Annotated in this window: 21 protein-coding genes; 19 read left to right on the top strand and 2 right to left on the bottom strand. The window is 49.8% G+C overall.

The features are described 5' to 3' along the window. Positions 1–3: 3 nt before the first annotated feature. Entirely contained in the window at positions 4–435 is a 432-nt protein-coding gene (locus ACO0LF_RS21715) for a type II toxin-antitoxin system RatA family toxin (RefSeq protein WP_423017834.1), read from the top strand. Then, complete coding sequence (locus ACO0LF_RS21710; RefSeq protein WP_423017799.1) at positions 428–742, top strand: RnfH family protein; 315 nt, start codon at positions 428–430, stop codon at positions 740–742. Before ACO0LF_RS21715 ends, ACO0LF_RS21710 begins: the two co-directional genes overlap by 8 nt. A 31-nt stretch (positions 743–773) precedes the next feature. On the opposite strand, the gene ACO0LF_RS21705 is transcribed toward ACO0LF_RS21710, so the two are convergent. Then, positions 774–1,277 carry a DUF4124 domain-containing protein gene (locus ACO0LF_RS21705; RefSeq protein WP_423017797.1) on the bottom strand — a complete coding sequence of 168 codons (504 nt, stop codon included), beginning with the start codon at positions 1,275–1,277 and terminating at the stop codon, positions 774–776. 104 nt (positions 1,278–1,381) lie between these two features. Here ACO0LF_RS21705 and guaB point away from each other — a divergent pair, with 104 nt between their 5' ends. The 8 genes from guaB to ACO0LF_RS21665 all read left to right on the top strand — a co-directional run bounded on the left by guaB (position 1,382) and on the right by ACO0LF_RS21665 (position 9,227). Continuing rightward, the gene (gene guaB, locus ACO0LF_RS21700) at positions 1,382–2,842 is read left to right on the top strand and encodes an IMP dehydrogenase (protein WP_423017795.1); all 1,461 of its coding nucleotides are present in this window, start codon (positions 1,382–1,384) and stop codon (positions 2,840–2,842) included. 42 nt (positions 2,843–2,884) lie between these two features. After that, a complete protein-coding gene (locus ACO0LF_RS21695) occupies positions 2,885–3,934 on the top strand; it encodes a GGDEF domain-containing protein (RefSeq protein WP_423017793.1) in 1,050 nt (349 codons plus the stop codon). 3 nt (positions 3,935–3,937) lie between these two features. Next, positions 3,938–5,530, top strand: coding sequence for a glutamine-hydrolyzing GMP synthase (gene guaA, locus ACO0LF_RS21690; protein WP_423017791.1), 1,593 nt, complete (start codon positions 3,938–3,940; stop codon positions 5,528–5,530). Positions 5,531–5,785: 255 nt separating this feature from the next. After that, the gene (locus ACO0LF_RS21685) at positions 5,786–6,001 is read left to right on the top strand and encodes a hypothetical protein (RefSeq protein ID WP_423017788.1); all 216 of its coding nucleotides are present in this window, start codon (positions 5,786–5,788) and stop codon (positions 5,999–6,001) included. 664 nt (positions 6,002–6,665) lie between these two features. Beyond that, positions 6,666–7,301: a 7-carboxy-7-deazaguanine synthase gene (gene queE, locus ACO0LF_RS21680; protein WP_423017832.1), complete on the top strand. Its 636-nt coding sequence runs from the start codon at positions 6,666–6,668 to the stop codon at positions 7,299–7,301. Positions 7,302–7,307: 6 nt separating this feature from the next. Continuing rightward, positions 7,308–7,751, top strand: a complete 444-nt coding sequence (gene queD / locus ACO0LF_RS21675; RefSeq protein WP_423017786.1) for a 6-carboxytetrahydropterin synthase QueD — start codon at positions 7,308–7,310, stop codon at positions 7,749–7,751. Beyond that, a complete protein-coding gene (gene tadA / locus ACO0LF_RS21670) occupies positions 7,751–8,305 on the top strand; it encodes a tRNA adenosine(34) deaminase TadA (protein WP_423017784.1) in 555 nt (184 codons plus the stop codon). Before queD ends, tadA begins: the two co-directional genes overlap by 1 nt. 13 nt (positions 8,306–8,318) lie before the next feature. After that, positions 8,319–9,227 carry an LD-carboxypeptidase gene (locus ACO0LF_RS21665; RefSeq protein WP_423017782.1) on the top strand — a complete coding sequence of 303 codons (909 nt, stop codon included), beginning with the start codon at positions 8,319–8,321 and terminating at the stop codon, positions 9,225–9,227. A gap of 75 nt (positions 9,228–9,302) precedes the next feature. Here ACO0LF_RS21665 and ACO0LF_RS21660 read toward each other — a convergent pair whose 3' ends face one another. Then, positions 9,303–10,967: an MFS transporter gene (locus ACO0LF_RS21660; protein ID WP_423017830.1), complete on the bottom strand. Its 1,665-nt coding sequence runs from the start codon at positions 10,965–10,967 to the stop codon at positions 9,303–9,305. Positions 10,968–11,320: 353 nt separating this feature from the next. On the opposite strand from ACO0LF_RS21660, the gene ACO0LF_RS21655 reads away from it, so the two are divergent. From ACO0LF_RS21655 to ACO0LF_RS21615, 9 genes are all read left to right on the top strand, one after another. After that, positions 11,321–12,499, top strand: a complete 1,179-nt coding sequence (locus tag ACO0LF_RS21655; RefSeq protein ID WP_423017780.1) for an acetyl-CoA C-acyltransferase — start codon at positions 11,321–11,323, stop codon at positions 12,497–12,499. An 81-nt stretch (positions 12,500–12,580) separates the two neighbouring features. Continuing rightward, positions 12,581–14,398, top strand: a complete 1,818-nt coding sequence (locus ACO0LF_RS21650) for an acyl-CoA dehydrogenase (protein ID WP_423017778.1) — start codon at positions 12,581–12,583, stop codon at positions 14,396–14,398. A 106-nt stretch (positions 14,399–14,504) separates the two neighbouring features. After that, on the top strand, positions 14,505–15,287 hold the full coding sequence (locus ACO0LF_RS21645) for an SDR family oxidoreductase (protein ID WP_423017828.1): 783 nt from the start codon (positions 14,505–14,507) through the stop codon (positions 15,285–15,287). 11 nt (positions 15,288–15,298) lie between these two features. Continuing rightward, positions 15,299–15,754, top strand: coding sequence for a PaaI family thioesterase (locus ACO0LF_RS21640; RefSeq protein WP_423017776.1), 456 nt, complete (start codon positions 15,299–15,301; stop codon positions 15,752–15,754). Positions 15,755–15,861: 107 nt separating this feature from the next. After that, entirely contained in the window at positions 15,862–17,112 is a 1,251-nt protein-coding gene (locus tag ACO0LF_RS21635) for a serine hydrolase domain-containing protein (protein ID WP_423017774.1), read from the top strand. Between the two features lie 7 nt (positions 17,113–17,119). Further along, positions 17,120–18,130 carry an NADP-dependent oxidoreductase gene (locus ACO0LF_RS21630; protein WP_423017772.1) on the top strand — a complete coding sequence of 337 codons (1,011 nt, stop codon included), beginning with the start codon at positions 17,120–17,122 and terminating at the stop codon, positions 18,128–18,130. A 35-nt stretch (positions 18,131–18,165) separates the two neighbouring features. After that, on the top strand, positions 18,166–19,098 hold the full coding sequence (locus ACO0LF_RS21625; protein WP_423017770.1) for a glutathione S-transferase family protein: 933 nt from the start codon (positions 18,166–18,168) through the stop codon (positions 19,096–19,098). Between the two features lie 31 nt (positions 19,099–19,129). Beyond that, positions 19,130–20,029, top strand: a complete 900-nt coding sequence (locus ACO0LF_RS21620; protein ID WP_423017768.1) for an SDR family oxidoreductase — start codon at positions 19,130–19,132, stop codon at positions 20,027–20,029. 32 nt (positions 20,030–20,061) lie between these two features. Next, positions 20,062–20,958, top strand: coding sequence for an alpha/beta fold hydrolase (locus tag ACO0LF_RS21615; protein WP_423017766.1), 897 nt, complete (start codon positions 20,062–20,064; stop codon positions 20,956–20,958). Positions 20,959–20,961: the final 3 nt, after the last annotated feature.

The following is a 20,961-nucleotide window of genomic DNA, read 5'->3' as shown; positions in this document are numbered from 1 at the left end:
TTGATGGCAGTTGTGCATAAAACAGTTTTTGTAGCTTACAGCACAGAGCAAATGTTTGCTCTGGTTGAACAAGTTGAAAATTACCCTCAATTCCTGCCCTGGTGTGGTGAGGTCAAGGTAGCTGAACGCTCAGAACATGATCTGGTTGCTACATTGTCCATTAATTATCATGGTTTAAAGCAACATTTTACGACCCGAAACATCAATCAGCGGCCACATTCCATGCAAATGAATTTGGTTGAAGGGCCTTTCAAGCAATTGTCGGGTTGTTGGAAGTTTACCGAACTCAGGCCAGACGCTTGCAAAATTGAGTTTGATCTCAACTATGAATTTTCCAGCAAACTTCTGGAACATCTCATAGGACCAGTTTTTTCCAAAATAGCCAATAGTTTTGTTGATTCTTTCTGTGCCAGGGCAGAGGCCTTGTATGGCTGACGTGCTTGACATGGCAGTGCCAACTACCATGCCTGTTCAGCTTTGTTATGTAGGACTGGAGAAAACGAGTTTACTGGATCTGCAGGTTGCAGTTGATGCAACAATACTGCAAGTTATACAGCAAAGTGGCATTATACAGATGCATCCCGAAATTGATGCCTTTACCCTCAAATCTGGCGTGTTCGGCAAACTTAAGCCGCTAGATGCAAAATTGCATGCGGGCGATAGGGTGGAAATCTACCGCCCCTTGATTGCGGACCCCATGGAGTCGCGCAGGCGCAGGGCTAAAAAACAGGCTCAGGCTTAGCAGAGTTTGCCCTGAGCATATCCGTTACTTATTAACAGCCTGCCAGCGCTTTTTTCACATCAGCCGCTTCCTGTTCACGCTGGGCATCAGATAAGAAGCTCTTTTCACCGTTTTTGTCGGTACGGCTTATTCTAATTCCAGAATTCAGGGTTTGCTGATAGTTGCGTGCTCTGTCGCAATTTTTTGCCTTATCCGCAGCCGCTGTCTTTTCTTCTTCCGCTTTTTTATCTTTTTCAGCTTGTTCGGCTTTGCGCTTATTGAAATCTTCGTTTTTGCTGGCCGTGGTCACTGGTTTTTCCAGTTTTGCCGCTGAATCACTGGCTGATGAGGCAGGTTTATCTTCTGCTACGGCTGCCGCTGGTTTGGCTACTCCACCCGGTGCCTTCAGTATTTTGTCTTTGGGAACAGACTTTGGTGGTGGCATGTCAGAATATTGTTTATTGCCTTTGTCATCTACCCAGACATATTGAGCCTGAGCGCTGGCGCAGAAAATCGTAGTCAATAAAAGGGAGCAGGCAAGACGTGAGATCAACATGGTGTGCTTTCAAAAAAACATAGGATTATGCAAGAGTTTTACACGGAGCAAGACGACTTCGCAAGTTTTCTGTATAATTCGGTTTTGCGCCTATAGGAAATACTATGCGTTTACTCCAAAAAGCACTCACGTTCGATGACGTGCTACTCGTCCCTGCATACTCGAACATACTCCCTAAAGATACTTCGCTTGCGACTAAATTGACTCGCAACATCAATCTGAATATCCCTTTGGTATCAGCTGCGATGGATACAGTCACTGAAGCACGCTTGGCAATTGCCATGGCGCAAGAAGGTGGTATCGGCATCATTCATAAAAACTTGACCGCGAAAGAGCAAGCCCGCGAAGTCGCCAAGGTCAAGCGTTTTGAGTCTGGTGTACTACGTGACCCTATCACTATCCCGCCTACCACAAAAATCCGTGAAGTGATTGCACTGTCTCAGCAGTATGGCATCAGCGGTTTTCCTGTGGTGGAAGGCAAGACAGTCGTTGGTATCATTACCAACCGCGATTTGCGCTTTGAAGAAGAGCTGGATGCTGAAGCAAGTGCCAAAATGACACCGCGCGACAAGCTCGTGTATGTCAATGAAACTGCTGATCTGGCAGAAGCCAAGCGCCTGATGAACAAGCACCGCCTAGAGCGTGTGTTGGTTGTCAACGAGGCATTTGAGTTGCGCGGCCTGATTACTGTAAAAGATATCCAAAAATCAACAGAGCATCCTTTTGCATCCAAAGATGAACAAGGTAAATTGCGCGTAGGCGCAGCTGTTGGTGTCGGCCCTGACAATGAAGAACGCATTGATTTGCTGGCAAAAGCTGGCGTCGACGTCATTGTCGTCGATACCGCCCATGGACACTCCAAAGGTGTGCTGGATCGTGTGCGTTGGGTAAAAACCAATTATCCGCATATAGAAGTCATCGGTGGCAATATTGCGACGGCAGCTGCTGCGCTGGCCCTGGTTGAACATGGTGCGGATGCGGTCAAGGTTGGCATAGGCCCTGGTTCTATTTGTACTACCCGTATTGTGGCTGGTGTTGGTGTTCCGCAAATTACAGCGATTGCCAATGTCGCCAATGCACTCAAAGGTACTGGTGTTCCATGTATCGCTGACGGTGGCGTACGTTTTTCTGGTGACGTCTCCAAGGCCCTGGCCGCAGGCGCATCGACCGTCATGATGGGCAGTATGTTTGCCGGTACTGAAGAAGCACCAGGTGAAGTCATCTTGTTCCAGGGACGCAGCTATAAATCTTATCGTGGCATGGGCAGTCTGGGCGCAATGGCCGATGGTTCTGCTGATCGTTATTTCCAGGATGCTGCCAATAATGCAGACAAACTGGTGCCAGAAGGTATAGAAGGACGCGTACCTTATAAAGGTAGCGTACTGGCTATCTTGTATCAACTGGTGGGCGGTGTGCGCTCTTCCATGGGATATTGCGGTTGCGCCACGATAGATGATTTGCATACCAAATCTGAATTCGTTGAAATCACTTCTGCCGGCATGCGTGAATCACATGTCCATGACGTGCAGATCACTAAAGAAGCACCTAATTACCGTGCTGACTAAAGCGTGATGCATGGCCCGAATTGAGGATGCCCGGAGAGTGGTATGTCAACGAACTTAGATCGTTCCAGCCCAGCTACAACGACACCTGTCAGTTCGGGTTTTGAACGTCTGGTATCGGAACGAATGGAGTTGAGGCTGGGGCGTTTTGAACGCCTTGGCATCAAACTGTTTGACGTTGCCAACTGCTTTGTCAGTCTGGGCAAGCTTGCGCCCAGATTTGAATATCTGGTGCACTCCATTACCAATATGGAGGCGGCATTTTGTGACTCGATTCCTGTTTTTGACGAAATCCTGGTCATACCAGACTTAAGCTTGCATCAGCATCTGGGCAAGCACCCTTTAGTTGTCGGCGAGCCTCATATACGCTTCTTTGCCTCTCATCCTATCTTTGATCATGGCAATCAACTGATAGGCAGTGTGATCCTGATCGACTATCAGCCCCGTGACCTGGATGATGAAGGAAGGCAATCTCTTGCTGATCTAGCTTCCATGGCCGAGCGTGAAATGGCTTTCGGCGCCTTGTACCAGAGTCAACTGGAAGTCATCAAGCAAAATCGTAATTTGAAGCGCGATTCGCTGATCGACCCCTTGCTGGGGACCTGGAACAAGTCTGCCATTGTGCGTTCACTCAAGCTGGAGATGGAGCGTTGTAGCAAGGCCATGAAGCCATTGGCTTTGCTGATTGCCAGCGTAGATCAGATGGAACACTTGCGCGACCTGCATGGGGTTGCGGCGACGGACATGATATTGATCAAGACCGTCAGCCGCATCCGCTCATGCGTGCGTCCATTCGATGCCCTGGGGCGCTTTGGTACAGACTTGCTGCTGGTGGTGTTGCCGGGTGCCTCGCATCTTGTGGCTACCGCAGTGGGCGAGCGTATCCGTGCCTCAGTCCTCATGCATCCAGAAAAAATAGATGAAATCGATACTGCTTTAACCATCAGCGCGGGTACGGCATCGACCGATATCTTCCCGGATGCTGAGCCAGAAACCTTAGTTAGCCTTGCAGAAAAAGCCCTGCTTTCAGCCAGAAATGCAGGAAACAATTGTGTTGTTCAGGCTACGCCTGCACAACCTGACATGATAATTTGATTTATGCACTCAAAAATTCTTATCCTTGATTTTGGTTCCCAAGTCACGCAATTGATCGCTCGCCGCGTTCGTGATGCAGGTGTTTTTTCTGAAGTCCATCCTTATGATGTCAGTGATGAATTCATCAAAAACTATGGCGCTGCCGGGATTATTTTATCCGGTGGACCAAATAGCGTCACTGAAGGCGATACACCGCGTGCTCCTATGGCCGTGTATGAAGCTGGCGTGCCCGTACTGGGTATTTGCTACGGCATGCAAACCATGGCTGAACAACTCGGCGGCAAGGTGGAAAATGGCTTGCTCCGTGAATTTGGTTATGCCGAAGTCCGCGCCCGTGGCCATACAGCGCTGTTCAAAGACATCAATGACTTTGTCACGCCAGAAGGTCATGGCATGCTCAAGGTATGGATGAGCCACGGCGATAAAGTCAATGAAATGCCACCAGGCTTTAAATTGATGGCATCCACAGATAATTGCCCGATCGCCGCCATGGCCGATGAAGAGCGTCATTTCTACGCCGTGCAATTCCACCCGGAAGTCACACATACACTGAAGGGTGAAGCCATCCTCAGCCGCTTCGTCCACGAAATTTGTGGCTGCCAGTCTGACTGGAACATGCCTGACTACATCTCCGAGGCCGTTGCTTCCATCCGCGCCCAGGTGGGCGATGATGAAGTCATCCTTGGTTTGTCTGGTGGTGTCGATAGCAGTGTTGCCGCAGCCCTGATACACCGCGCCATTGGCGATAAGCTGACTTGCGTATTCGTTGATCATGGCTTGCTGCGCCTCGACGAAGGCAAAATGGTCATGGAAATGTTTGCCAACAACCTGGGTGTTAAAGTCATCCATGTTGATGCAGCCGACCAATTCATGGGGCATCTGGCAGGCGTGACTGACCCAGAAGCCAAACGCAAAATCATAGGCCGTGAATTTGTCGAAGTCTTCCAGGTTGAATCCGGCAAACTCAGTAATGCCAAATGGCTGGCACAGGGCACGATTTATCCTGACGTCATTGAAAGTGCTGGCAAAGGCAAAAAAGGCTCGCACACCATCAAGAGCCATCACAATGTCGGCGGCTTGCCAGATACCTTGAACTTGAAGCTGCTGGAGCCATTGCGCGAATTATTCAAGGATGAAGTGCGCAAACTGGGTGTAGCCCTGGGTCTGCCGCACAGCATGGTCTACCGCCATCCTTTCCCTGGCCCTGGCCTGGGTGTACGCATACTCGGTGAAGTCAAAAAAGAATTCGCCGACCTATTGCGCCGTGCTGACGCTATCTTCATTGAAGAATTACGCAATACTCTGGTTGATCCAGCCGCAGAAAAGCCGCAAAGCTGGTACGACGCGACGAGTCAGGCCTTTGCCGTATTCTTGCCGGTTAAATCCGTAGGCGTCATGGGCGATGGTCGTACCTACGAATATGTAGTTGCCCTGCGCGCAGTACAAACGCAGGATTTCATGACAGCTCACTGGGCACACTTGCCACATGAGCTGCTGGGCAAGGTCTCTAACAGGATCATCAATGAAGTGCGAGGTATCAATCGCGTCGTCTATGACATATCGGGCAAGCCACCTGCGACGATAGAGTGGGAGTGAGGTCGTTTCATCACTCCTTGGTTTTATTGAATTAAATCGGTGCCATTGATGATTTTGATTGCTTAATCAATGGCATTTTTCATGGTATGGTGCCGACGCTGAATCGTAAATGTAGCAGATGCCATGGGAGCGAATCGGCAGATGCCACGGTATCGACCACCAAGTGCATAACAATACTTGTGCTGATGCCGTTTATGTCCGCTTACGGCCACCAGCCGACATTGCGCGCTATTTTGAAGTGTAGGAGGACGAATATTGTTTTCAATGATTTTTTCCCTGCTAGTGGGCATTTGCGTTTATCTCACTCCCTTGCCGCTGATCCTTCCGATCTTTGGCGCCGCGCTGGGTGCGAATGCTATTTTGAAAGAGCGAAAAATGCCGCCTGAAAAACAAAGGAAATGGCTAAAGGTGACTTCCTATACCGGCGTGGCCCTCTGTTGTGGCCCCATCGCGTTTTTTCTTCTCGGTTAGCGCATTGCGATCGTATTTCCGACGGCGTCTTAAAAATAAATGTGGCCTATGCATGCCTCTTATGCACAGCTTATTTAACCGAAGCTAGCAATTGAATTTCATTATTTTTAGTTCCGCGCGCAAGTAACTTGATCAGAAAAATTTGGCGAGTTCAATAATAGGTTCGAAAGTCCGAGAAGGGGCGTCAGCGGTCGGTCGAAAAGCGCCACGTGTTAGGTGACACAGGCAGTACAACTGCAAAGTTTTCTGTAAATGGTATTCTGCATGGTATTGACCTGGCCTAGTCACGGCAAGTGATTAATTTTATAGCACTTTTCGCCGTTATTGATCATCGAGTGGGAATGATTTTAGATCTGGCAACGTCAGGCAACTGACAGCAAGAAACATCTGAAAGCCCGCGTCATTGCGGGCTTTTTTCGCTTCTGGCATGGCCCCATGATTTTCTTATAAGATATTGCCAAATTAAGTAGATAGATTGAAGGCTTTATCGAACTCACAAGGCCAATAAGTCACTCCGTGGTATCATATCTCCCTTTTGCGTTCCAAAAACGCATTAAATTTCATATACTGCATTTTTCATGCAGTGTAAAAGAGAGCGGCTTTGTCAAAAGCCTTGCCTGTGCAGCCTTCGAAGTCGCTGCTGACAATCATGCGGGAATCAGACGTGACTTATAGCGTCAAAGAAATTTTTTATACTCTACAGGGCGAGGGCAATCATGCCGGGCGTCCGGCTGTGTTTTGCCGTTTTTCTGGCTGCAATTTGTGGTCGGGGCGGGAGGAAGACAGGGCGACTGCGGTTTGTCAGTTCTGCGATACCGATTTTGTTGGCACAAACGGTGAGGGCGGTGGCAAGTTCAAGCAGGCTGCAGAACTGGCAGCGACCATCAATGCTTTGTGGCCAGTATCCTATAGTGCCAGCAAGTATGTGGTGTTTACTGGCGGTGAGCCTTTGTTGCAACTCGATGCTGCGCTGATTGATGCCATGCATGCCGTGGGTTTTGAGATTGCCATAGAAACCAATGGTACTTTGCCAGTGCCTGAAGGTGTAGACTGGATTTGTGTTAGTCCTAAAATGGGCTCGGAGCTGGTCGTGCGCAAAGGTAGTGAGCTCAAAGTGGTGATCCCGCAGTTTGGTCAGGATATGGCGGCATATGCAAATCTTGATTTTGAACATTACTTTGTACAAGCCATGGATGGCCCTTTAAGAGACGATAATTTGCGTCTTGCAATTGAATACTGCAAACAGCATCCGCAATGGAAGCTGAGTTTGCAAACCCATAAACTATTACAGATTCCTTGAGTTTTCATGTTAACGATTACCCGAAAAATGGAATTCGATGCTGGTCATCGTATTCCTGACCATGGCAGCCAGTGTCGCAATTTGCACGGTCACCGCTATACCCTGCAAATTACACTGACCGGTGATGTTGTCCAAAAAGACGGCGAGTCGGATAACGGTATGATCATGGATTTTGGTGACATCAAAGCGCTCGCCAATGAGCATCTGGTGAATCTGTGGGACCATTCCTTCATCGTCTATGAGAAGGATTACATCATCAAGAATTTCCTGGAGAAGCTGCCAGGACACAAGACGGTGATTATTGATCGCGTACCTACAGTAGAAAATCTTGCCAAGATCGCTTTTGATATCCTGAAGGTGGTTTATCACGGCAGATTTGGTCGCACCCTGGAATTGACCAAGGTCACCCTCTATGAAACACCAAATTGCTGGGCAGAGATAGACGGATAATGGCTGACGAGCAAAATCTGCCACCGCAAGGTGGGCAGAACCAGCAGAGCCTGCGTGATATCCAATTCATGCAGGCCGCTTACCAGCAAGCCCAGCTGGCCTGGAATGAAGGCGAAGTGCCGGTTGGTGCAGTAGTCGTCAAAGATGGCGTGATCATCGCCACTGGCTACAATCGCCCTATAGGCAAACATGATCCTACAGCTCATGCCGAAATCATGGCCCTGCGCGCAGCGGCCGAGCTACTCGGCAATTATCGCCTGCCTGGATGTGAACTCTACGTTACCCTTGAACCTTGCATGATGTGCGCTGGAGCAATGATGCATGCCAGGCTCGCACGTGTGATATATGCTGCCAGTGATTCCAAGACCGGCGTTGCAGGTTCTTTGTTGAATGTGTTTGAGCATGGGCAATTGAATCACCATACCCAAGTTACAGGCGGCATACTGGCAGGCGAATGCAGTGGCATGCTCAAGGATTTTTTTGCTCACAGGCGTGCGGCAGCTGTGCAAAAGAAGCTGGCCGCCAGCGATAGCGCATCCCCTCTAGAAGACTGAAAAGACCATATTCATGATGTCTGAACAAAGCAAACAAACCGGAATTGCCATCGTCGCCCCTAGTGGCGCACCTTTGGATGACAGTCTCATAGAGCGCGGCTTGCAGTGCCTGGCTGGGCAAGGATTTAAGGTGCACAGCTACTATGAACCTGCAGCCAAATTCCAGCGCTTTGGTGGAACTGATGTAGAACGTGCCAGGCAAATGCATGAAGCAGCGCAAAATCCAGATGTACATATAGTCATGGCTCTGCGTGGCAGCTACGGCATGTCGCGCTTGATGCCATTGCTGGACTTTGATTTACTGGCAAACAGCGGCAAATGCTTTGTTGGCTATAGTGATTTCACTCTGATACACCTGGCTATGCTGGCGCGTGGTCGTAGCAGTATTGCTGGCCCCATGCTGTGTGATGATTACATACGTGAGCAGCCTGTTGAATATACGCTGCAGCAATTCAAGGCATGTGTCGCCAATACCACGCACTTGGTTGAATTTGAAACTGAAGCTGCGCAAGAGCTGCATGTGCGAGGCAAGTTGTGGGGCGGTAACCTGGCCATGCTGACGCATGCTATTGGTACGCCTTACTGGACAGAAGTGGACGAGGGCATACTGTTCCTGGAGGACATAGGCGAACACCCATATCGGGTAGAGCGCATGCTATTGCAATTGCATTTTGCTGGCGTGTTGAGCAAGCAAAAAGCTATTGTACTTGGCAATTTTTCTGCCTATAAACTGGCTGAGCATGATAATGGCTATGACTTCAATGCCATGCTTGCTTACATTCGTAGTCTGATTGACGTGCCGGTCATCACTGGTCTGCCATTTGGTCATATCTCAACCCGTGCCAGTCTGGTGGTTGGTAGTGATGCACAACTGGATGTGGGGGCGAGACAGGCACGTTTGACAATGAGCTACGGCTTGTAATCTTCATATATAAAAAAGCCCACCCGCCAATTTGACGGGTGGGCTTTTTCATTCTTGTTTCTTAGTGCTTAATACTTAATCGGCAGCATAGATATCATTATCTTTGGTTTCTTTAACAAAGAAGAAGCCAATCACTGCTGTTACGCTCGCGATGGCGATCGGATACCACAGGCCATAATAAATATCACCTTTAGACGCCACCATAGCCACTGCGAAGAATGGCAGCAGGCCGCCGAACCAGCCGTTCCCGATATGGTAGGGAAGGGACATGGATGTGTACCTGATACGTGTCGGGAACATTTCCACCAGCATGGCGGCAATTGGTCCGTATACCATCGTCACGTAGATAACCAAAATAGTCAGCAATATCACTACCATGACATAATTGATTTGTTCACTGTCGGCTTTTTCAGGGTAGCCTGCAGCTTTAATCGCAGCAGCCAGATCTTTAGAGAAAGCCTTGTCTTTTGCTGTTGCTTCTGCTGGTGGTAAGCCTTTGGATACAAAGGATTCAATGAGAGTATCACCAACCTTGACGGATGCGACTGTGCCAGCCGGTGCTTCAATATTGGTATAGTTGACTGATGAGGCTGCCAATTTTGCTTTGACGATGTCGCAAGAAGAAGTGAATTTCTTGGTGCCTGTAGGATTGAATTGGAATTGGCAATCTGCAGGATCTGCAGTGACAACAACCGGAGAGTTTTTAAGTGCTTTTTCCAGAGTTGGATTGGCAAAATGTGTGATGGCACCAAAAAGAGGGAAATAGGTCGCCGCTGCGATAACGCAGCCTGCCAGGATAATAGGTTTTCTGCCTATCTTGTCAGAAAGTGTTCCGAAAAAGATGAAGAATGGTGTGCCTATTAATAATGCCCCGCCAACCATCATATTTGCCAATGCACCATCAACTTTCAATACTTTTTCCAAAAATATCAGTGCGTAGAATTGTCCGGTATACCAGACAACTGCCTGTCCTGCAGTAAGGCCAAGCAAAGCCAAGATGACTATCTTCAAGTTTTTCCATTGACCAAAGGATTCGGTCAGTGGGGCTTTTGAAGTCTTACCTTCGGCTTTCATTTTTGCGAAGGCAGGCGATTCATTCATCGATAAACGTATCCATACTGAAATTGCCAGCAGGAAAACCGACACCAGGAACGGGAAGCGCCATCCGAATGCAGCAAAGTCTGCTTCACCCATCATCTTACGAATGCTCAGGATGACCACTAAAGACAAGAACAAGCCCAATGTAGCCGTCGTCTGTATCCATGCTGTGTAGGCACCACGTTTACCGTTGGGTGCATGTTCAGCAACATAGGTGGCGGCGCCGCCGTATTCGCCACCCAGGGCCAGACCTTGCAGTACGCGCAGCAACACCAGAATGATGGGTGCAGCAACACCGATTCTTTCAAAATTGGGCAATAAACCTACAAAAAATGTAGAGCCACCCATGATCAGGATAGTCACCAGGAAGGTGTACTTGCGGCCTATCATGTCACCCAGCCGACCAAATACCAATGCCCCAAAAGGACGGACAATAAACCCTGCAGCGAAGGCGAGCAGCGCAAGAATAAAGCCCGTATTTGGGTCTGTACCTTTAAAAAATTGTTGTCCTATGATGGACGCAAGTGCTCCATATAGATAAAAGTCATACCATTCAAAAACGGTGCCCAGCGAAGACGCAAAAATAACCTTGCGTTCTTCTGCCGTCATGCCGCCTGACGTTGCGATAGGTGCTGTCGCCATGCTTGTCTCCTGTTTTAAGTATATTAAGTTTGCTAAAAAATGGTCAAAAATGCAAAGACGCATTGTAGACATAATTTTTATGGCATGCAAAGTGTGCAAGTCGAAACTTACGGCTTGCTTGCTCGAAACTTACAGAAACTTACGAAAGAGCTATCCTGGATATATAAAGAAGAGCAATATTCAAGAGTAAAATTGAAGAAGATAAATTTACGAACGGTCGTACTAAAATGTGATATTCTAGTTTTTGAGCTTGAGGATGTGTACTTTTAATTCAAGCAAGAGAGTAATTTACTTCTTATGATGGTAAGCAATTCCAGCCTGTAAAACATACTTATATAAATTAGGAGATCTACATGTCTGACGCAGTTATCGTATCCACCGCACGCACCGGCCTGGCAAAATCCTGGAAAGGGGCTTTCAACATGACGCATGGTGCCACCATGGGTGGCCATGTACTGAATGCAGCCATTGCTCGCGCAAAGATAGAAGCGGGTGAGGTGGAAGATGTCATCATGGGTTGCGCCACACCAGAAGGCGCGACTGGCAGCAATATCGCCCGTCAGATCGCTTTGCGCGCAGGTTGTCCGGTAACTACTGCTGGTATGACGGTCAATCGTTTTTGCTCTTCCGGTTTGCAGACCATCGCCCTGGCAGCACAAAGAATTATTGCTGGTGAAGGCGATGTCTATGCGGCTGGCGGTGTTGAATCGATTTCTTGCGTACAAAACGAGGCAAATAGCCACATGATCGTCGAAACCTGGTTGAAGCAACATAAGCCAGAAGTCTATTGGCCCATGCTGCAAACCGCAGAAACCGTTGCCAAGCGTTATGGTATCCCGCGCGAACGTCAGGATGAGTACGGCGTACAAAGCCAGTTGCGCGCTGCTGCCGCCCAGGCTGCTGGTTTGTTTGATGCCGAGATCGTGCCGATGACGACTGTCATGGGCGTCGCCGATAAAGCGACTGGCATGCTGATCACCAAAGAAGTCACTATCTCTGCTGATGAAGGCATACGTGCAGATACTACGCTCGAAGGCGTATCCAAAATCCGTACCGCAGTGCCAGGTGGTGTCATTACTGCTGGTAATGCCAGCCAGTTCTCTGATGGCGCCTCGGTTGCCATCCTGATGAACAGCAAACTGGCTGAAGCCCGGGGCCTGCAACCACTGGGTATTTTCCGTGGTTTTGCGGTTGCAGGATGCGAGCCAGATGAAATGGGTATAGGCCCGGTCTTTGCTATTCCAAAACTGCTGAAAAAAGCTGGCCTCAAGGTTGAAGATATCGGTTTGTGGGAATTGAATGAGGCATTTGCCGTGCAAGTCTTGTATTGCGCAGACAAACTCGGTATCCCTATGGATAAATTGAATGTCAACGGTGGCGCGATTGCAGTCGGTCATCCTTACGGCGTCTCAGGTGCCCGTCTGACTGGCCATGCTTTGATAGAAGGTAAACGCCGTGGTGCTAAATATGTGGTTGTCACCATGTGTATTGGTGGTGGCCAGGGCGCTGCAGGCTTGTTTGAAGTAGTTTAAGCTGGATGCATGTTGGGTGCCCATGCCGCTTCGTGCGGTGTGGGTAAAATGGGTGTTTCATCTTTTTGTCCAGATAAAGCCATGCAATCTAAAATTCTTTCCCGCCGTGATCTCGAATTCATGCTGTATGAATGGCTGAATGTAGAATCACTGAATCAAAGGCCACGTTTCGCCGACCATAGCCGCGAAACTTTCAATGCTGCTCTTGATACCTGCGAACAAATAGCGACAGACCTGTTCGCTACTCATAATAAAAAAAATGACCAGCAGGAGCCACACTTCGATGGCGAAGAAGTGCACATGATTCCTGAAGTGAAGACGGCCCTGAAAGCATTTTGTGAAGCTGGCCTGATGGCAGCAGGGCAGGACTTTGATGTCGGTGGCATGCAATTACCCTGCGTTGTTGAAAAAGCTGGCTTTGCCTATTTCAAAGGGGCGAATGTAGGGACGGCATCTTATCCTTTCCTGACCATAGGCAATGCCAATACCTTGCTCAAATGCGGTACGCCTGAGCAGATAGAAACTTTCGTCAAACCCATGCTGGAAGGCCGCTTCTTTGGCACCATGTGTTTGTCTGAACCTCAGGCTGGTTCCAGTCTGTCTGATATAGTCACCAGGGCTGAGCCGCAAGAAGATGGTACTTACCGGCTGACCGGCAACAAGATGTGGATATCGGCTGGCGAACATGAGCTGGCCGAGAATATTGTGCACCTGGTATTGGCCAAAGTGCCGGACGCAAACGGCAAGCTGATACCTGGTGTCAAAGGTATCTCGCTTTTTATCGTGCCAAAAAAACTGGTGAATGATGATGGCAGCCTGGGTGAACGCAATGACGTAGTGCTGGCTGGCCTGAATCACAAAATGGGTTATCGCGGCACCACCAATTGCCTGCTGAACTTTGGTGAAGGTAAATTCAAACCGGGAGGCAAGGCGGGTGCGATAGGCTATCTCGTGGGTACTTTGCATCGTGGCATGGCAAACATGTTCCATATGATGAATGAGGCACGCATAGGCGTCGGTCTGGGGGCCGTTATGTTGGGCTACACCGGTTATCTGCATGCGCTGGATTATGCCCGCAACCGTCCACAGGGACGAGCACCGTTGAACAAGGACCCGGCTGCACCGCAAGTACCCATCATTGAACATACCGATGTTAAGCGCATGTTGCTGGCACAAAAAGCCTATGTCGAAGGTGGCCTGGCATTGAATTTATTCTGCGCCCGCCTGGTTGATGAAGAGCGTACCGCCCCATCGCCAGAAGCACGTACCCATGCCGCGCAGATGCTGGAGATATTGACGCCCATCGCCAAATCCTGGCCTTCGCAATGGTGCCTGGAAGCGAATAACCTGGCGATACAGGTGCATGGCGGCTATGGCTATACCCGTGAATACAATGTAGAACAGTTTTACCGCGATAACCGCCTCAATCCCATCCATGAAGGTACACATGGCATACAGGGGCTGGATTTATTGGGCCGCAAGGTTGTTATGCAGGACGGTGCGGCGCTGGAAGCCTTGGGCGAAATCATGCACAAAACCCTGGCCAGAGCTGCTGCTCATCCTGAATTGCTGGCATATACCAAATCATTGGCACGTGTGCTGCAAAGACTGGCCAGCGTTACCCAGCAATTGCACGGCGTGGGAGATACCAACAAAACCCTGGCGAATGCCTCGGCTTATCTTGAAGTATTTGGTCATGCGGTGATTGCCTGGATGTGGCTGGAACAAGCTACTTTATGCCTGAACAAAGAAAATCACCATGATGCTGATTTCTACGCAGGCAAACTACAGGCTTGTAAATACTTCTTCCACTGGGAATTGCCACGTGTCCATCCTCAGCTGGATTTGCTCTCGAATATCGATATGACGACTTTCGAGATGCAGGATGCCTGGTTCTGAACCATAGTCTTTAAATAATCAAAAACACATAACAAACGATGCCCTTCCTGTCTGCTCGCAGACAGGCTGTGGCCGCGTATACTGGAGACAAAAAATGAGCAAAGCAATTCGCACAGTACAACAATTATTTGATTTGCATGGCAAGACTGCCCTGGTTACTGGCGGCTCACGTGGCCTGGGTTTGCAAATGGCAGAAGCGCTGGGTGAGCAGGGTGCCAAAGTGCTGCTGTCTTCACGCAAGCAATCTGACCTGGATGAAGCCGTTGCTCACTTAAAAAGCCGGGGCATAGATGCCAGCGCCATTGCTGCTGACCTGTCTAAAGAAGCGGCGGTGCAGTCACTGGTAGATGAAGCGCTGGCTCGACTCGGCCATATCGACATCCTCATCAACAATGCGGGTGCTACCTGGGGTGCCCCGGCGGAAGATTATCCTGTCGATGCCTGGGACAAGGTCATGAATCTGAATATCCGCAGCATATTCATGATCTCGCAGGCGGTCGGCAAGCGCTCCATGATACCGCGCAAGTATGGCCGCATCATCAATATTGCTTCTATCGCTGGCTTGGCTGGTAATGCACCGGGCACCATGCAAACCATCGCTTATAACACCTCCAAGGCTGCTGTCATCAACTTCACCCGCACCCTGGCTGGCGAGTGGGGCGTGCATGGCATCACAGTCAATGCGATTGCACCGGGATTTTTTCCCTCCAAAATGACCAAGGGCATACTGGAAAACCTGGGCGAAGAAAAACTCGCCAAAGAAGCTCCTTTGCAACGCATAGGTGATGATGAAGATTTGAAGGGCGTGGCCATGTTGTTTGCCAGCGATGCAGGCAAACATATTACTGGCCAAACCCTGGCAGTGGATGGCGGGGTATCTGCGGTATGACAGAGGACAACATGTCGGCTCCTGCGCTTCCTATTGCGCAACCAACTCCTGTATTGAATCCCTTTTTGCATGACCTGGGTGTTGAATTCCTGGAAATGGAAAATGGTCAGGCACGTCTGACACTGGATTTGACGACGCGTCACATGAACAGCTGGCAAATCGCCCATGGCGGCGTGATCATGACCATGCTGGATGTGGTCATGGCCATGGCTGGCAGGTCAATGAGCAGTGATCTCAAGGGCGTTGTCACAGTAGAAATGAAAACGACCTTCCTGCAGCCTGGCGGCGTACCAGGTGGCCGTATGGAAGCGCGCGGCAAGGCTTTTCATCAATCCACCACCATGTGCTTTTGCGAAGGCGAAGTCTGGAATGGCGACAAGCTCATTGCCAAAGCCATGGGCACATTCAAATATCTGCGACGTTTGAAGTCTGGCGAAAATATGAAAAAGCTTTACGGTAGTGACTGATTAAAAATTGACGTCGTTTCTGCAAGTCCTATAAAAAATAAATGGAGACCAACATGCAGCAGACCCGCTTTGCAATTCTTTTCTTAGCTTTACTCGGTGGACCATACATGAGTACGTCTTTGGCACAAACTGCCTTGCCTGATGCTGAGGCAAGTGATCCACAAAAATTGGGCTGGATGCAGGGTTTTCCACCCGCGCATGACAAGCTCATCAAATTTGCCAATGGCAGCAATTATCAATTCCCCCGTACTCGCTGGTCGTTTTCGCATGGGCGTGAACTGGGGCCGACCAGCAATGTCTGGCATGGTGCAGGCCCTGTGTCAGCTTTGCCAGTGGCTTTGCGTGACCTCGATAAATTGCGGTTTGCAGATGAAAAAGGCAATGAGATAGGCTGGGCCGATATGCAAGCCCGCACTTATACCGACAGCATACTGGTACTGCACAAGGGCAAAATAGTCTATGAGCGCTACTTGGGTATTACTAAAACCTATTTACCGCATATTGCCATGTCGGTCACCAAGTCTTTTGTAGGCACGCTGGCGGCAACATTGGCAGCAGAGGGTAAGCTTGATCCCGGTGCTGCTGTCACCCAGTATATCCCTGAGCTCAAAGACACCGCTTATGGCGATGCCACGGTGCGCCAGGTCATGGATATGACTATAGGTGTGCAGTATTCTGAAAATTATGCGGACCCTAAAGCTGAAATCTGGGATTACGCCAGATCAGGCGGCTTGCTACCGACAGCGCCGACTTATGACGGGCCTAAAACCTTTTATGATTTCCTGGTGAAATTGAAAAAAGAAGGCAAGCATGACGAAGCCTTTGCCTACAAGACCGTGAATGCTGAAGTGCTGGCCTGGGTAGTCAGGCGCGCTACCGGACAAAATCTGTCTGATCTCTTGTCTGAACGTCTCTGGCAAAAACTGGGCACAGAGAACGATGCCTATTTTTCTGTAGATAGCGTAGGCACAGAACAGGGCGGTGGTGGCCTGAACCTGACCTTGCGCGACATGGCACGCTTTGGTGAAATGATGCGCCTGAATGGCAAGTTCAATGGGCAGCAAATCATTCCCGCCGCTGCAGTAGAAGATATACGCAAGGGTGCCGACCCAGCCAAGTTTGCTAAAGCTGGTTATGCGACTTTACCCGGTTACTCCTACCGCAATATGTGGTGGGTAGGGCATAACAGCCACCAGACATTTGAAGCCCGTGGCATACATGGACAACGCATTTATATAGACCCGGTGGCCGAAATGGTCATCGTTAAATTTTCCTCCCATCCCATTGCTGCCAATGGTGCGACTGACCCTGTCACTTACCGCGCCTTCCAGGCTTTGGCAAATCACCTGATGAAATGAGCAAATCATGACTATTAATTCTCAACTTTCTTACCAACGTATCGTGCTGGCCTCTCGTCCTAAAGGTCAGGTTGTGCCAGAAAATTTCCGCCTTGAATCCCTGCCGGTGCCAGAACTCAAGGATGGCGAGCTGCTGGTGCGCAATCACTACATGTCGCTGGACCCTTACATGCGTGGTCGCATGGAAGATGCAAAAAGTTATGCCGCCCCGCAAGTCATAGGGGAAACCATGATAGGTGGCACGGTAGGTGAAGTGGTCGCCAGCAAAAATGCTAAATTCAATGTCGGTGACAAAGTCATAGGCATGCTGGGCTGGTCAGAAATGGGCGTGTCTGATGGCTTGTTGCTGCGCAAAGTCGATACGACTCATATTCCATTGTCAGCCTACCTGGGCTCAGTCGGCATGCCCGGTCTGACAGCCTGGTATGGCCTGACCCAGATCATGCAACCCAAGGCTGGTGAAACTATCGTGGTGTCTGCTGCCAGCGGTGCAGTGGGTAGTGTGGTTGGTCAGTTGGGCAAGCAACTGGGTTGCCGCGTGGTTGGTATAGCCGGCGGCGCAGACAAATGCGCTTATGTCGTCAATGAACTGGGCTTTGATGCCTGTATCGATTACAAGGCAGGTAATCTGGAAGCCGATCTGGCCGCAGCGACGCCGGATGGTATTGATGCCGTGTTTGAAAACGTCGGTGGTGACATCTTTGACGCCAGCCTGGCACGCATGAATGCTTTTGGCCGTATCGCACTGTGCGGTTTGATCGCTGGTTATAACGGTGAGCAACTGAACATCAAGAATGCCCGCGTATTTTTGACCATGCGTCTGACTATGCGTGGCTTTATCGTCTCTGAACACATGGATTTATGGCCGCAAGGTTTGAAAGAGCTGGGGGGCCTGGTTGCGACTGGTAAATTGAAGTTCCGTGAATCTGTTGCTGAAGGCATTGCTGCTGCGCCAGAAGCATTTATCGGCCTGCTCAAAGGCAAAAACTTTGGCAAGCAGTTAGTGAAGCTGATTTGAGTTAATCGTATAAACCTAAAGAGCGCAGAGCAGCCATGTCCGATCTTATCTTTCATAATTTTGCGATTTCTCCATTTTCAGAAAAAATACGCTTGATTTTCGGTTTTAAGCAATTGAGCTGGAAGTCGGTCACAGTACCCATCATCATGCCCAAGCCAGATGTAACGGCATTGACGGGTGGTTACAGGCGTACGCCCATATTGCAAATTGGTGGGGATATTTATTGCGACACACACCTGATTGCCGAGGTGCTGGAAAAACGATCGCCTGCGCCTACGCTATACCCGGCTGCCATCAATGGCCTTGCGCGCAACCTGGCGCAATGGGCGGATACTACCTTGTTCTGGACAGCAATTCCCTATGCATTTCAGCCAGCCGCCATTCCATCCATATTCGGCAATATCACAGCAGAAGAGATGCAAGCCTTCAGCGCAGACCGTGCCACCATGCGTGGCAATATGCCACGGACCAGCATGGGCGAAGCCAAGGGCCAGCTTTGCGAATATTTAAGGCGTCTGGAAAACATGCTCAGTGGTGATGCGCCATTTCTATTGGGCACGCAAGCCAGTATTGCTGATTTTTCTGTCTATCAGGCTTTATGGCTGATACGACTAGCTCCAGCAATCAATCCTATCTTCGATGCTTATCCAAAGCTGCTGGAATGGATGGGCCGGGTCGCTGCTTTTGGCCATCACCAGTCTGAAGCCATGAGTAGTGCAGAAGCACTGGATATCGCTAGAAATGCACCAAATTTTGACACGAATGGCCGTAACTTCGTTGACAGCCATGGCATAGCGCTGGGTGAGCAGGTCGCCATCATGCCGACCGACTATGCACTCGACCCAGTGGTGGGCGAACTTGTCATCGCCAGTGAAAATGAATTGGCAGTACGTCGTGAAGACCAACGAGCTGGAACTGTGGTCGTGCATTTCCCACGAGTAGGCTTCCAGATGAAACGTGCAAAATAAATAAATTTAATAAATTATTACAGGAGACAACATGAAAGTATTCAAAGACAGAGTAGTCGTGATTACCGGTGGTGCCAGCGGTTTTGGTCGCGAATTTGCGATTATTGGCGCACGTCTGGGCATGAAGCTGGTGCTGGCTGATGTGCAGCAAGATGCCCTGGATAAAACCAAAGCCGAGCTGGAAGCGCAAGGTGCCCAGGTGCTGGCAATGCGCTGCGATGTACGCCATGCAGAAGAAGTGCAGGCCCTGGCGGATGCCACCACGGAGAAATTTGGTGCTGTGCATCTGGTATTCAATAATGCTGGTGTCGGTTCCGGTGGCTTGATCTGGGAAAACACCCAGGCTGACTGGGATTGGGTAATAGGCGTTAATCTCTGGGGTGTCATTCACGGCGTGCGCATCTTCACCAACCTCATGCTGGAATGCGCAAAGAAAGATCCGCAATTTGAGGGCCATATCGTCAATACAGCGTCCATGGCGGGTTTGCTTAATGCGCCAACCATGGGTGTATATAACGTCTCCAAGCATGCGGTAGTGTCTCTTTCCGAATCCCTGTACCAGGATTTGAAATTGGTAGAAGCGCCGATAGGCGCTTCTGTCCTGTGCCCTTATTTCGTGCCTACCGGTATTTCACAATCGCATAGAAACCGCCCTGAAGATGTCCCAGGTTCTGCACCAACTGCCAGCCAAAGAGCTGCACAGGCCATGTCAGACAAGGCTGTGAATTCTGGCAAGGTGACAGCCGAGGAAGTTGCTGAAAACACCTTCAAGGCAATTGCTGATGAACAGTTCTACATCTTCTCTCATCCCGGCGCCCTGGGTAATGTGCAGGAACGCATGGAAGACATTGTCCTGCAACGCAACCCAGGTGACCCCTACAAGGCTGCGCCACATATCCGTGACATGCTCAGAGCTAAGCTCAAGGCCTGATTACCACTTTCAAGCATCAGGGAGAAGCACAGATGACAGCAGAAATACTAAGTAATCAGTTTGCCACATTGGCCAATGGAACTCGCCTTCATTTCGCCAGTGCGGGTGAGCGCGGCAGGCCATTGATCTTGTTCGTCCATGGCTTTCCAGAGTTCTGGTATGAATGGTCGGCACAACTGGCTGAGTTTGGACAGGATTATTTTGCTGTCGCACCGGATTTACGCGGCTTCAATCTGTCAGACATGCCGGCAGATGTTGCTGCCTACAAAGCCAGGCATATTGTCGATGACCTGCGTTTGTTGATCGCTCACCTCGGTTATCAGCAAGCCACGGTCGTCGCGCATGACTGGGGTGGGGCGGTATGCTGGAATATGGCGATTGCCCTGCCAGCTTTGTTTGAAAAACTGATCATCATCAATTCTCCTCATCCTTACTTGTTCATGCAGGCGCTGGCGACTGACCCTGCACAAAAGGCTTCCAGCGAATACATGAACTGGTTGCGCAATCCAGGGTCTGAAGAAGCACTGGTCAAAGATAACTTCGCGCTCATGGATGGCTTCTTCAATGGCATGGGGCAGGGCGAAGCTACATGGTTTGATGCTGAGACCCAGGCGGCTTATCATGCTTGCTGGGCGCGTGGCCTGGCCGGTGGCGTCAATTACTACCGCGCTTCGCCATTACATCCACCGACAGAGAAAAATCCGGGACCGCTGCAATTGAATCTGAACCCGGCTGACTTCCAGGTGAAAGTGCCTACCCGTGTCATCTGGGGCGAGAACGATAAAGCCTTGCCCAAGACCTTGCTGGATGGTCTGGAGAATTTTGTCGATGATATCCAGATACAGCGCATTCCTGAAGGTTCTCACTGGGTCATCCATGAACAGCCTGAGCGTGTTAACCGCCTCATCCGTCAATTTTTGCAGAGTTAAGGA

Origin of the sequence: Undibacterium sp. Di27W, assembly GCF_049340345.1 — a bacterium.
Lineage (GTDB): Bacteria > Pseudomonadota > Gammaproteobacteria > Burkholderiales > Burkholderiaceae_D > Undibacterium.
Note: the sequence above shows the minus strand (reverse complement) of the source record. Positions and strands in the feature narration are given on the sequence as shown.